General features: G+C 43.0%; 11 protein-coding genes. 9 read left to right on the plus strand and 2 right to left on the minus strand.

Annotated elements, in window-relative coordinates:
* Nucleotides 1-46: 46 nt before the first annotated feature.
* Both WN50_RS10995 and WN50_RS11000 read right to left on the minus strand, forming a co-directional pair.
* Nucleotides 47-574, minus strand: coding sequence for a single-stranded DNA-binding protein (locus WN50_RS10995; protein WP_046277757.1), 528 nt, complete (start codon nt 572-574; stop codon nt 47-49).
* A gap of 75 nt (nt 575-649) precedes the next feature.
* Entirely contained in the window at nt 650-3,202 is a 2,553-nt protein-coding gene (locus WN50_RS11000; RefSeq protein WP_046277758.1) for a mannose-1-phosphate guanyltransferase, read from the minus strand.
* 334 nt (nt 3,203-3,536) lie between these two features.
* Between WN50_RS11000 and WN50_RS36070 the strand changes: the two genes are divergently transcribed.
* From WN50_RS36070 to WN50_RS11040, 9 genes are all read left to right on the plus strand, one after another.
* Nucleotides 3,537-3,737, plus strand: coding sequence for a hypothetical protein (locus tag WN50_RS36070; RefSeq protein WP_072075568.1), 201 nt, complete (start codon nt 3,537-3,539; stop codon nt 3,735-3,737).
* A 112-nt stretch (nt 3,738-3,849) separates the two neighbouring features.
* Complete coding sequence (locus WN50_RS11005; RefSeq protein WP_342586749.1) at nt 3,850-5,895, plus strand: CHASE2 domain-containing protein; 2,046 nt, start codon at nt 3,850-3,852, stop codon at nt 5,893-5,895.
* 425 nt (nt 5,896-6,320) lie between these two features.
* Nucleotides 6,321-7,460 carry a glycine amidinotransferase gene (locus WN50_RS11010; protein WP_046277759.1) on the plus strand — a complete coding sequence of 380 codons (1,140 nt, stop codon included), beginning with the start codon at nt 6,321-6,323 and terminating at the stop codon, nt 7,458-7,460.
* Nucleotides 7,461-7,516: 56 nt separating this feature from the next.
* On the plus strand, nt 7,517-8,728 hold the full coding sequence (locus tag WN50_RS11015) for a sulfotransferase (protein ID WP_046277760.1): 1,212 nt from the start codon (nt 7,517-7,519) through the stop codon (nt 8,726-8,728).
* A 5-nt stretch (nt 8,729-8,733) separates the two neighbouring features.
* On the plus strand, nt 8,734-9,570 hold the full coding sequence (locus WN50_RS11020) for an ankyrin repeat domain-containing protein (RefSeq protein WP_049559098.1): 837 nt from the start codon (nt 8,734-8,736) through the stop codon (nt 9,568-9,570).
* 158 nt (nt 9,571-9,728) lie between these two features.
* On the plus strand, nt 9,729-10,868 hold the full coding sequence (locus tag WN50_RS11025; RefSeq protein ID WP_046277761.1) for an alkene reductase: 1,140 nt from the start codon (nt 9,729-9,731) through the stop codon (nt 10,866-10,868).
* 8 nt (nt 10,869-10,876) lie between these two features.
* On the plus strand, nt 10,877-11,635 hold the full coding sequence (locus WN50_RS11030) for a sterol desaturase family protein (protein ID WP_046277762.1): 759 nt from the start codon (nt 10,877-10,879) through the stop codon (nt 11,633-11,635).
* Between the two features lie 42 nt (nt 11,636-11,677).
* Nucleotides 11,678-12,430 (plus strand): sterol desaturase family protein, encoded by a 753-nt coding sequence (locus tag WN50_RS11035; protein WP_046277763.1) that lies wholly within the window; start codon nt 11,678-11,680, stop codon nt 12,428-12,430.
* Nucleotides 12,431-12,473: 43 nt separating this feature from the next.
* Nucleotides 12,474-13,520, plus strand: a complete 1,047-nt coding sequence (locus WN50_RS11040) for an aldo/keto reductase (RefSeq protein WP_046277764.1) — start codon at nt 12,474-12,476, stop codon at nt 13,518-13,520.
* The last annotated feature ends 5 nt before the right edge of the window (nt 13,521-13,525 follow it).

Raw genomic sequence — 13,525 nt, forward strand, 5'->3', positions numbered from 1 at the left:
AAATGTTAAAAAGTTGATCGCTCTACAAATAATAGACCTTGAACCGTTAAAAAGGAATCGGGTCATAGTCAGGGTTTTCCGGGTCAGTCGGAGCGTCAAAATCCGGTTCAGACTCCACCTCCGAAGGCGTTGGTTGCATCGGTTCAGAACTCGTTGAATTCATCCCCGATGAACTGCGGTTGCGAGAACTTAAATGAACCACATTATTAGGAGTCGAAGCCGCTTCCGACATCTCCTCAGTTGAGGATGAACTGGTCGAGGAACGGGTCGCCGAACTATCGACGGTATAAATCTTTTGAACAGTCAGTTCGGCTCGTTTTTCCTTAAACCCTTCCTGTCGATCAATCAAATTCATCCCCAAGCGACCTTCAATAATCACATGATCGCCTTGATGATATTTTTCGCTAATTTCTTGAGCCAAATTTCCCCATCCCACAACTTTTAACACTGCAAAGGAATCATCGCGCAAATTCGGAAACTTAACCAACATTTCCGCAATGGGAATCTGAGCATCAGCCGTATAGCGAAGTTGAGGATCTTGTACGATTTCTACCATTAAAATGCAACTATTCATAGATCTGATTTGGTATGGGTCAGTTGATAATGATTTGAGGTTCAAAAATCAGCAGCTTAGACAGAATACTATTTTCTACTCTATCTGACTCAAATGATACGCTTCATCATCTCGATTGATGCCTTGAGATTGGTTAACAAAATCTTGAACCAGATTGCGGTATTCTCTGAGTGTCGTATCTACCCAATCGCGATCATGGCTATTAGCATAGAGATGAACGAGAGGTTCACCCGCATCCGGTAAAACCAAAATCCAGTTATCATCTTGAAAATTCAACAGCTTCACCCCATCTATTAATTCTAAATTCTCTGTAGCATTCGTTTCGACTAAATGGCGCATCAAAGTTCCCTTAACCGCCCAAGGACAGCGTACCGTGTAGCGGCGGTGAATCACACAGGGTAAATCCGCCCGAATTTGTGCCAGCGATCGCTCTTGAGTCGTTAACATTTCCACCATCTTGGCGATCGCAAACATCGCATCAAACCCCGGATGAAATTGAGGAAAAATAAACCCCATCTCCCCACTTCCACCCAGTACCACATTCGGATTGGTGTGACAAGCTTCCATCAAAGCCGTAGGATTAGCTTTTGTGCGAATCACCTTCGCATCGTGACGACGGGCAATTTGTTCAACGGCTGAAGACGCCTGAACCGGAACCACCACCGTACTGCGGGGATTTGCCGTTAACACCATATTCACCATCAAAGCCGTGAGGATTTCACCGCGAATGGTGCTTCCGGTTTCATCCACCAAGATAAACTGTTCACCATTGGCATAAACCTGAACCCCAAAATGCGCCCGCAACGCCTCAACCACACGACTCAGTTGATCAAGCAGATTTTCTCGTTCTCGGTTCGAGACAGAAGTTTGACTCAAACTGGCATTCAACACCACCGCATCACAGCCAAATTTAGCTAACAACTGGGGTAAAATCGCCCCAGAAACCGCATAGACATAATCAATCACGATTTTAGCGTTACTGTGGCGTAAAGCTTCAACATTCAAATGTTTCTCAAAACTAATGCTGTAGTTATCAACAACTTCCGCCGGATAAACCACATTACCAATTTCGTGAATTTGCGCCCGTCGTAAGTCTTCCTTAAAATAAGCCCCCTCGATTTTTTTCTCTTTAGCTTTGGTGATGTTAATCCCCTTGCTATCGATAATTTCAATTAAAATTTGATCCGCTCGATCCGGAGACAAACGAACGTGTAACCCGCCAGCCACATTCAGCGTCGGAATAACCGCCCTCGCGACTGGCAGGGCTGCGGCTTCTAGGTTAAATACGTTCACCCCCACCGACATCAAACCCGAAATCAGCGATCGCGTCACCATCCGAGAAATCCCCCGTTGATCACGGGATACCGCCACCGTCGAACCATGTTTGAGAGTTGAACCATAAGCCGCGCCCAATTTCACCGCAAACTCTGGGGTAATATCAATATTGGCTAACCCCTGAACCCCTCGCTGACCAAATAAATTCCGTTTAGCCGTATTGCCCCAAATCAGGTTAATGTTCAGCGTCGCGCCCGATTCAATTTTTTTACTCGGCCAAACCCTAACACCGGGGCTAATTTGCGCTTCTTCGCCCACCGTTGACAGCGATCCGACAACCGCACCTTCTAAAACATGAGCGCGTCGATCAACTCTTGTTCCTCGGGCAATCACACAAGCCCGCAGATGCACATCATCGCCGATAATTGCTCCATTCCAAATAATCGGGCGTTTAATATTGGCATCGGCTCCAATAGTAATATTATCCCCAATCACCGATCCGGCTGCAATTTCGGCTCTCGGGCCGATGCGACAATTGCGACCAATTAAAACCGGGGTTTCTATCTGAGCGGTGCTATCAACGTAAGTATTTTCTCCCAACCATAGACCCGGCGATCGCTGATCATAGGTCATCTCAAGTTTAACTCGACCTCGAAGCGCGTCATATTGGGCTTCTCGATAGGCATCTAGATGACCGACATCACACCAATATCCCTGAGCAACATAACCATACATGGGGATACCTTTTTCTAAGAGTAAAGGGAACAAGTCCTTAGAAAAATCCGACTCTTGATTGGCGGGAAGATAGTCTAAAACTTCCGGTTCGAGAATGTAGGTTCCGGTGTTAACGGTATCGGAGAAAATTTCACTGGTGGAGGGTTTTTCGAGAAATCGACGAATGCGATGATTTTTATCCGTGATCACCACACCAAAATCTAAGGGGTTAGGAACCCGAGTTAAGACCAATGTAGCCTTAGAGTTGTGTTGCAGATGAAAGTCAATGGCAGCACTGAGATCAAAGTCAGTAATACAGTCACCACTGATCACCAAAAAAGTATCATCCAGCAGTTCAGCAATATTTTTCACACAACCTGCGGTTCCCAAGGGTTGATCTTCTTCCACCGCGTAGGTCATTTGTACCCCAAAGTCAGTCCCATCGTGAAAATATTCACGCATGACATCCGGCAGGTAATGTAGAGTGGCAATCACCTCATAAATTTTATGCTGCTTGAGCAAATTGATAATATGTTCTGCTATGGGGCGGTTTAGAATAGGCACCATCGGTTTGGGTAGATCACAGGTTAACGGTCTTAGTCTCGTTCCTGATCCACCAGCCATCAGCACTGCTCGCATAGATCCTCCAAAAGTTGTGTGCGCCTGTCATTGTGAAGTTAGAGTCTTTAGGTAGAGCCAGACTCCTGAAAGCATCTGGTGTTTTGTGGAAACGGTAGAAGTTCGACGTTTACCCGGTGCTGACCTTCTGGCTCGTTGCCATCCGATCCACCTCTTGCCTAGCGTTCATTTTATCATTTGATCCCCAACTCTCCGACTGATTGATCCCCGAGATGCCTAAAAATTTTGGGATTCACCAATGTTTCCTAAAACTGCTAAAATAAAGTCAACAGGGATAGCCTGTGGTGCAAAATTTCAGTTTGATTGACAACAATATCTAGAGAGTAGTTGCCTTATGGGTTCGCTCATCACGATTGCTTTGCTGGCTCTCTACACTGGCGGAGTTTGGAAATTCTGGAGTGGGTTTGAGCAAACGAATTATGTTAAAAGTTTCGGGAATCGTCTATCTCTGTCGTTGTTATGGCCTGTATTCTTTACAGCTAACCGTTCCTATCGGACAAATTTTACAAAGGCATTGAAGGGATCAAGGCGCTAGTCTGAATCAATCGATAACAGTTGTAGCGAGGGTGACTTGCTTTTGTTCTGTGGGATCTGATATCGTACCCACTAACTCGGGAAATCTCATCTTGTATTGCTGAGTTATTAGCTTGAATTGGGCTGAGAAGTTCCATCTGTCCACAGTCAACCTCAAGCTGAATCGCTCCCATTCGAGTCAGTTCGAGCCAGCAGTTTGGCATCTTCCCACCCCTTACCACTGCACTATAGGGGTTGCTGTGATCCATAAGCTTTTACTAAAACTCAAACGGAGGTGGCCCGACGCGACGGAGTTTTCAATCGTAGCTACAGCTACCCTCGTGTTAACCTTAATGCTACTCGGCATCGTTAAGCTGGGAGGACTCCAACCCCTAGAACTGGTTGCCTATGATCAGATGATGCGGTTACGCTCGAGTTTGCCACCTGATACCCATATATTAGTCGTAGCAATTACCGAAGAAGATATTCAAATCTATAACCGTTTACCCCTTTCTGATGAACTGATCGCCCAAGTTCTCAAAACGTTATTATCCTACGAACCCCGTGTGATTGGGCTGGACTTATACCGCGATATCCCCTATGAACCCGGACATCAGCAACTCGTTGATCAACTCCGTTCCCCGAAGATTATTGCGATCAAAAACTTGGGTTACGCAGACATTAAGGGAACTCCAGCCCCGCCTACCATTCCCCCCTCACGAGTCGGGTTCAATGACTTAATTTTTGACCCTGATAACGTGATTCGCCGCAACTTGATGTTTGCTGATGCACCCGAAGGAACTTTATTTTCCTTTTCCCTACAACTGGCTCTCAACTTTCTGATTGTTCAAGGTATCCAACCGCAAAATGATCCCCTTTATCCTGAACAAATTCATTGGGGAGAAGCCCTGTTTTTACCCCTCCAAAGTAACTCAGGAGGATATCAAACCATTGATGACAAAGGCTATCAAATCCTATTAAACTACCGTTCGGCTAAGGAGGTCGCCCGCACGGTTAGTATCTCTGAAGTTTTGAATGACTTGATCGAACCGAACTGGGTTAAAGATAAAATCGTACTGATTGGTACAACCGCCCCGAGCGCCAAAGATCTATTTCTGACTCCTTATAGTCCCGCTAAGAAAAGCTCCCCAAAAACCCCCGGTGTAATCATTCACGCTCAAATGGTCAGCCAAATACTTGATGCTGTTCAAGGCGTGCGACCCTTATTTCAATTTTGGCCGATTTGGATAGAAACAGCCTGGGTACTCGGCTGGGCAATTCTGGGGTCAACCTTAGCTTGGCTGAGTCGTCATATACTGATTTTAGTCTTGGGGACTCCCCTTTTATTGGGCATCTTATTTAGCCTTTCCTTCTGGCTATTTTTAAACGCCTACTGGGTTCCGGTGGTGAGTCCGTGTTTGGCTTTTTTCTTAACCAGTGGAACCCTGATCTCTTATCGCGCCTTTCAAGCCCAACGTCAACAACAGGTAATGATGCGGCTACTCGGACAGAATGCCTCTCCTGAAATTGCAGAAGCGTTATGGAAAAGTCGCGATCGCTTACTGGCTGATGGCAAGTTACCCGGACAAAAGTTAACTGCAACAATATTATTTACCGATATTCGGAATTTTAGTACCATTTCTGAACAAATGCCCCCCGAAAATTTGTTAGAGTGGCTCAATGAATATCTGGCAATGCTCACCCAAACCATTCACAATCATCACGGTATTATTAATAAATTTACGGGTGATGGCATCATGGCGGCTTTTGGTGTGCCGATGGTGCGTACCAATGAACATCAAATTGCCAGAGATGCTTTTGCGGCTGTTTCCTGCGCCTTGGAGATGGGTGAACGACTCCAACAGTTAAATCTAGAGTGGCATCCTAGAGGTTTGCCTGTGATTCAAATGCGAGTCGGAATTTTTACAGGCCCGTTAGTTGCTGGGAGTTTGGGCGGTCGCGATCGCTTAGAATATGGTTTACTCGGAGATAGTGTTAATATTGCCTCTCGCTTAGAAAGTTGTCAAAAAGAACGTCAATCAAGTGTATGTCGGATTTTAATTGCTTATCAAACCTTGCAATATATTGAGGATAAATTTGAAGTCGAAGCTTGGGGTTTGATGCCGTTAAAAGGCAAACAGCAAATGGTTGATGTGTATCGCGTCATTCGTAAGTATTAGTCGGCAATAGGCACTCATGCAAGAGGCACTCTTGCAAAAGGCAATCTTGCCAAATTGATAACTGGTAACTGGTCACTGATAACTGGTCACTGTTGAGGGCGGGTTTATATCAGTTGTCTGTGGGAAATGATAAATTTATTCCGAACCCGCCCCTACACCACAACGAGAAATCCTTGAGATTCACCACAATTGCTTTTTATGATTGAGTAGTTCTACTTAATTTACTACATTTGCAGCCTTAACTGAACTGTATTGCTTCAGGTATGACAATGTACTGCCCATCGAAGCCAATAGCGACTGAGTGGATCAAATTAGGTTGAGCAATCTGTTTAGCTTGATTATTTCACAGGCGTAGTGTAATATCTTGACTACCATTATTGAGTAAATCATGCTCGCCTACATTAATTAAGGAGTAATTAACTCTTATGGTCAACAGTTTCAATGAATGGTCTACCCTCAAAGAAGTGGTTGTTGGTTCTCCCATAAACTACAATACTCAAGATTTAGAGTTGTCTTTCAAAGTTTTTTTTCACGATGTTGCCTATTCCGCATTTTGCTATCCTTACTATGGAAGTGATAGTCAAAACAAGGGGGCAGATTCTCAAAGTTCCGGAACCCATAACCTCAAAAAAAGATACTTGGAAGAGTTGAATGAAGATGTTGAGGAACTGGTAAATACTTTAAAACAATTGGGTGTTAAAGTGCATCGACCCCTTCCCTTGAGTAAAGCAATAAAATTTGAAACTCCTTATTGGAAAGCCGATTGTATTCCCGCCTTAAATATTCGCGATCAAGCGATTATTATGGGCAATGAAATCTTAGAAACGCCTCCACAAGTCCGAGCCAGGTATTTTGAAAATGATCTCTTAAAACCGATTTTTTACGAATATTTTCAACAGGGGGCAAAATGGACAAATATGCCCAAGCCGATTATGACGGATAAATCCTTTGATACCTCCTACATTTCCGGTCAAAATGTCCCGGCGATGCAGGAGGTTTATCACCAAAATGAATCGGAATTTGATATCGGCTATGAAATGATGTTTGATGCGGCCCAGTGCATCCGCTTTGGTAAAGATATTCTGATCAACGTAGCAACCAAAAACCATTACTTAGCCTACCAGTGGTTGCAGCGTCATTTTGAAGGAAAATTTAACTTTCATATGCTTTATCAGTTTGCTGATAATCATATCGACAGTATTATATTACCCTTAAAACCCGGTACTCTTTTATTACGCAACCCTCAGTTTTTGGATCGATTACCCGAATCGCTACAAAAATGGGATATCATTTATCCACCTGAGCCAACTGAGAATATTTTCCCCAGCTACGAAGAAGATGATTTAATCCTGACCACCAAGTACATTGACTTAAATGTTTTGTCGGTTGATGAAGATAAAATAATCGTCAATTCTCTGTTTCCCGAACTGATTAAAACCTTAGAAAAACATGGATTTACCCCCATTCCCGTACAACATCGACATCGGAGAATTTTTGGGGGTGGGTTCCATTGTTTCACGCTTGATACAGTCCGCGAAGGCTCCCTAGAAGACTATTTTAGTTAAACTGAGTCGAGAATATTCCCGTGAACAATTGCTTCTTTAACGATTGAGATTCAGATATGTTGCTTTTCATCTCGCTCGGTTTTCTGATAGTAGCCATCCTCATAGGAGCGGTATTTCTAACTCCTTTCCCCCATTGGCCTACCTATTTTAGTATCTGGAAACATATTCTGTTTGATCCTGAACCCTCTGTTGGATTTAAAGCCAGACAAAAACAGGTTTTCTATCTGCTTAACTATACGTTAAAACTGCCGTTTATTGCCCTGTGTTGGTGTCTTGACGAACTGTTCTTTTCCGAGTATCGAAAACAGATTCTCCGCACCCCTGTTTTTATTGTTGCCCAACCTCGCAGCGCCACAACATTTCTGCACCGAACTCTCGCTTCAGATGAAAAAACATTTTTCGGTATTCGACTATTAGAATGGCGCTACCCTTCTATTTTGCTGCAAAAACTCTTGCAAGCGACAGGTATTTTGGAGCGAATGAGCCAAGTTAATTATTGGGGAAATAGCAACCAAGCTGAACTCGCTGAGAAGATGCACTATAGCTATCTCAATGATTATGAAGATGATGGATTTTTGTTTGAAGAATGCTTTCTGCATCAGTTCTATGTCATTAACCGCTTTCCTTATCCCAAGTTATTAGAAAGTCTGAATAACTTTAGCAAACTTTCCCGGAGAACTCAGGAGAGAATGCTACAAACTCAATATAAAGTGATTCAAAAAGTTCTGTATTTACGGGGCGGTAATCTCATTTATGTCTCCAAAGATAATGAGTGTCTTCAACGTTTAAACATGATGAAATCTCTTTATACGGATGCTTTATTTGTGACGATAACCCGAGAATCAGAAAAGTTTATGAACTCCTACATTACTCTAATTTGTCAGTCTGCTTACTGCAAGTCCGGGGTAGATGTGATCAATATTCCCGACTGGGTGCCGATGCAGCGAACGGTTCGAGCAGAAGCCGCCAGCCAAACCATTGAATTTTTTGAAAGCTTACCCCCGGAACAAAAATTGTGTTTCTCGTTTAATCGCCTCACTCAAAATATTAAAGATTCTGTGGAGTTGGTTTATCGCCAATTAAATCTTTCTGTGACTCCAGAGCAAGCTGAATATTTAGAGAGCCTAGATACACGGCAAAACTTGCGAGATGCGGGGTATAAAACGGGTTCTGAGGAATTTCAAGAGTTTGAGTTTTTTGATCGCTTTGCTGCCGAAGTTGACAAAAACCATGAAGCGCTCCTGAAGTCAATTCATTTAATCAAGTAGCTGAAATGGATACTCAAACAACAACACAAATTTTAAGGCAGTGGTTTGAAAGTTGGGCAGAAGATGATGTAGAAGCAGTGATTGAGGGCTTATCAGAAACCGTCGTTTTCTACGCCCCGCAAAATGAATTTAACAAAGCGATTCCTTATCTCGGTAAAAAAGTGGGAAAACAGGCTGTGGTTGAAGCCTTTGAAATTCGAGCGGAAACCACTGAACTGTTAAACTATGATTTGCTGGAATTTATTGTTGAGGGGAACAAAGCCTGCATTATTTCTCATACTCAGGAAATTTGTAAACAAACCCAACAAATTTTTGAACTTGAAGATGCTCAATTTATCGTCTTAGATGAAGCGGGTAAAATTGCATCATGGAGCTTTTATTTTGACCCCAATCCAGAGGTTGCTGCGTTTAAAGCGGACTTTGATAAACAATTGATTCAAGCTGTTAAAAACCATCAACTTGATGCGGTAAAATCGCTGTTAGATGGGGGTGCAAATGTCAATTTTAGAGATCCCCAGAGTGGCTTAACGGTATTGATGATCGCGGCAAGTCAGGCGAATGTAGAGATGGTTAAGCTGTTGTTAAATGCGGGTGCGGATGTCTATATGCTTGATAGTTGTTTGGGGAGTTCAGTGTTACATCAAGCTTGTCAAGGCGGAAGTGCGGAAGTCGTCAAACTTCTGGTTGAAGCGGGAGCATTTATTGATGCGGTTAGTGCGACGGGAAAACACAGGACTCCCTTACAGGAAGCTCTTTTCTATGGTCATAATCAATGCGCTGAAATTTTGCTCAATGCAGGCGCAAACTTAATTAGTCACTCATTACCAGTGAAGAAGAATTAATCGTTAATTGTTATCAATCATTAATGCAATACCAAACAATAAAAATTCAACACTGATTACGGGGGGCGGGTTTATTGAGATCTTAATGAATTACACATATTGTCACCTCACCCGCCCCTACACAAGGATAACTGATAGCTAATTACTGATAATATAAGATGAGTTATTTAAAGCTACTTGAACCTTTTAAACTGGGAAATTTAGAGCTATCAAATCGAATTGTGATGGCTCCATTAACGCGCAGACGCGCAGGAGAAAATAATGCTCCAACTTCCCTTAACGCCCTCTATTATGCTCAACGATCTTCTGCGGGATTAATTATTAGTGAAGCGACTCAAATTTCTCCCCAAGGCACAAGCTTACCGCAAACACCAGGAATTTATAGCCCAGAACAAATTGCAGGTTGGCAACAGGTTATTCAAGCGGTACACGACAAAGGAGGACGCATTTTTCTGCAATTGTGGCACGGTGGACGCTGTTCTCATCCGTCCTTGCAACCCAATGGAGAATTGCCCGTTGCTCCCAGTGCGATCGCTCCAACAGAAGAAAAAGCCTTAACTGCAAGCGAAGAAGAAGTTCCTTTTGTCGTCCCCAGAGCGCTTTTAACAGAAGAAATTCCCGGAATTATTGCCCAATATCGTCAAGGGGCAGAAAATGCCTTGAAAGCGGGGGCTGATGGCATCGAAATTCACGGGGCGAGTGGTTATTTACTCGATCAATTTCTACAAGATAATAGCAACAAACGGACGGATGAATATGGCGGAAGCATCGAAAATCGCGCCCGTTTACTGCTAGAAGTAACCGCCTCTGTAATTGAGGTTTGGGGATCGAATCGTGTCGGCGTGCGTTTGTCTCCGAGTAGCACGTTTCAAGATATGAATGACTCCAACCCGGAAGCTTTATTTAACTATGTGGTGACTCAGCTAGAGCGTTTTAAATTGGCTTATCTGCATATTGTAGAACCCCGAATTAAAGGCAGCCACGATGATTTTACCGAAAAAAAAGTACAGCTTGGCGTTCACCATTTTCGTCCCTTATATAGCGGGACATTGATAACAGCCGGGGGCTATACTCGCGAAACAGGAGAAGCTATCATTGTTCAGGGTGATGCCGATCTAGTATCATACGGAAGGCTATTTATTGCCAATCCTGATTTACCCAAACGTTTTGCTCTCAATGCCCCACTCAATTCCTATCATCGTCCAACGTTTACGGGAGGAGATGAACGGGGGTATATCGATTACCCCTTTTTAGAAGAATCTGAACCCTTGAAATTATCCAATTTCTCACTCAAGTAAGGTGCAGTATGATCGCTCAAACTTTGACAGGATTGTTTGTCTTATTTCTATCGGGAATACTGTTTTGGATCTGGGAAATTCAAGATCCACTGCGATCGGTTGAATACCGTTCTCGCTTCCCCAGAGAATTCGGCGCCGCCATGATTTCGGCTGTTTATAGCATTATTCTCGCCTATTTTTTTGTGGCGCTGGTCAAACTAACAATCTCTCCATCCCTGATGGATTTTATGGGTTGGACTGGCTTATTATCTCTGCCTTTATGGGTGCGGTTATTGATTGCTTATTTGTTAAAAGATTTCAGTTTTTATGTCACCCATTGGATTAAACACGCTAATAATACCCTGTGGTTAACCCATAATTGGCACCATTCTATCGATCAACTTTGGTGGCTGGCGGCGCAACGGGAAAGTTTAACAGATGTGCTGCTATTTAAAGTAGGATTTCTCAGCTTTCCCTTGTTGGGTATTCCACCCGAAATTATGATTTTTGTTGGAATTCATTACATTATTCACGATAACTGGATTCATCTCAATGTTAAATGGCACTCTTGGATGGGGGTGATTGAGTGGTTTTATGTTACTCCTCGCTTTCATTCTGTACACCATACCCAAACGGGTTCACACACCAAAAATTTAGGGGCTTTATTTACTATCTTTGATCGCATTTTTGGTACTTATGTTGATCCGGAAAAAGTTACACCGGATCAAGTACAATTTGCATCAGGAGATAACGCCGTTGTCACCCTGCGAAAAATTGTTGGGGTGTAGCTGAATTGAGCATGAATTAACAAACCAATCAATTAGACAAAAATGATTACACAAATCATAATCGGATGGTTAGCCACTTTTGTTACAGGTGCGCTGGTCTGGATACTTTTAGAAAAACCCGATCCTCTCCGGGAAATCAAATATGCAGAGGTATTTGTCAAAGACTTTGGGGCGGCGCTGATCTCGATTTTCTTTACCATCATTATTTCCTATGTCTATGCCGATCTGATCAAGCTGTTAATTCCGGCCTCATTCAAGGAATTATTGGGCGGGTTTGGAGTGCTGTCCTTGCCGATCTGGGTGCGGTTAATTTTAGCGTATTTCATCAAAGATTTTTGGTATTATGTTTGTCATTGGTGGATGCACCATAACAAATATCTTTGGCAAACTCATTTATGGCATCATTCCATTCAACAATTATGGTGGCTTGCCGCTCAAAGAACCAGTTTTACCAGTCGATTTTTGTTTCAAGTCGGATTTATTGCTTTTCCACTTCTCTCAATTCCGCCAGAGGTGATGTTTTATGTTGGCTTGCTCGGAGCTTTGCATGAAAATTGGACTCATTCTAACGTTCAATGGCGTTCTTGGATGGGAATATTAGAGTGGATTTTTGTGACACCTCGCTATCACAGTCTACATCATACCCAAATTGGAGCTTATAACATGGGTAGCTATTTCACAATTTTTGATCATCTATTTGGAACTTATATTAATCCAGATTCTCTTGACCCCAATCAGCAGATTTTTGGAGTGGTTGAGCAACCGATAACCTGGCAAAAAGTTGTTGGGATTTAGCATCGGTATGAATTGAGTTAAGCGAACAGGGGGAAGAAATCTCATGCAATATAAACAACTCGGTGATAGTGACTTGTTGGTTTCCGAATTGTGTTTGGGAACGATGAATTATGGCGATCAAAATACCTTGGAAGAGGCGGAAAAACAACTCGATTATGCCGTCGATCAAGGCATTAATTTTATCGATACCGCAGAAATGTATCCCGCCCCTACCCGTGCCGAAACCCAAGGTAAAACCGAGGAATACATCGGTCATTGGTTGAGCAAACAGCGACGAGATCAATTAATTATTGGTACGAAAGTATCCGGCCCATCGGGAGATAAAACTTTACCAATTACTTGGATTCGAGATGGCAGTCGAATTGATCGCCAGAACATTCAGGAAGCCGTAGAGGGGAGTCTCCGACGTCTACAAACGGACTATATTGATCTCTATCAAATTCATTGGCCGGATCGTTACGTTCCTTTATTTGGCGCTCCCGATTATGATCCTCGTTATCAGCGAGAAACCGTACCGATTTTAGAGCAGTTAGAAGCCTTTGCAGATTTAGTGAAAGCGGGTAAAATTCGCTATTTGGGTGTGAGTAATGAAACGCCTTGGGGATTGTGTGAATTTTGTCATTTAGCCAAACAGTTTGGATTGCCGAAAATTGTCTCTATTCAGAATGCTTTTAATTTAACCAATCGAGTCTTTCAAATTCATTTAGCAGAAGCCTGTCATTTTCATAACGTTGGATTAATTGCCTATAGTACCCTGGCTTTTGGGCATCTATCGGGTAAATATCTCTCCCAAACTCCCGCAGGTTCTAGATTAGATTTGTTCCCCGGATTTGACAGACGCTATCACAAACCCTATTTTCAAGAAGCAGTTAAAGCTTATGTAGAAATTGCTCATCAATATGGTTTAACTCCTGTACAGTTGGCGTTAGGATTTGTGCGATCGCGCTGGTTTGTGACCAGTACAATTATTGGGGCTTCAACAATCGAACAGCTAAAAGAAAATATAAGTTGTGTCAACCTAGAATTAGACTCAGAAATTTTGGCAGAAATCGATAAAGTTCACGCCCGTTATCCCAACCCAACGCCCTAATAGTT

It is taken from the genome of Limnoraphis robusta CS-951, assembly GCF_000972705.2.

Bases quoted from the DNA above. Each gene is read 5' to 3' on its own strand.
- WN50_RS11015 (WP_046277760.1), top strand. From the start codon at position 7,517: ATGTTGCTTTTCATCTCGCTCGGTTTTCTGATAGTAGCCATCCTCATA.
- WN50_RS11000 (WP_046277758.1), bottom strand. From the start codon at position 3,202: ATGCGAGCAGTGCTGATGGCTGGTGGATCAGGAACGAGACTAAGACCG.
- WN50_RS11010 (WP_046277759.1), top strand. From the start codon at position 6,321: ATGGTCAACAGTTTCAATGAATGGTCTACCCTCAAAGAAGTGGTTGTT.
- WN50_RS11040 (WP_046277764.1), top strand. From the start codon at position 12,474: ATGCAATATAAACAACTCGGTGATAGTGACTTGTTGGTTTCCGAATTG.
- WN50_RS10995 (WP_046277757.1), bottom strand. From the start codon at position 574: ATGAATAGTTGCATTTTAATGGTAGAAATCGTACAAGATCCTCAACTT.
- WN50_RS36070 (WP_072075568.1), top strand. From the start codon at position 3,537: ATGGGTTCGCTCATCACGATTGCTTTGCTGGCTCTCTACACTGGCGGA.
- WN50_RS11020 (WP_049559098.1), top strand. From the start codon at position 8,734: ATGGATACTCAAACAACAACACAAATTTTAAGGCAGTGGTTTGAAAGT.
- WN50_RS11025 (WP_046277761.1), top strand. From the start codon at position 9,729: ATGAGTTATTTAAAGCTACTTGAACCTTTTAAACTGGGAAATTTAGAG.
- WN50_RS11035 (WP_046277763.1), top strand. From the start codon at position 11,678: ATGATTACACAAATCATAATCGGATGGTTAGCCACTTTTGTTACAGGT.
- WN50_RS11030 (WP_046277762.1), top strand. From the start codon at position 10,877: ATGATCGCTCAAACTTTGACAGGATTGTTTGTCTTATTTCTATCGGGA.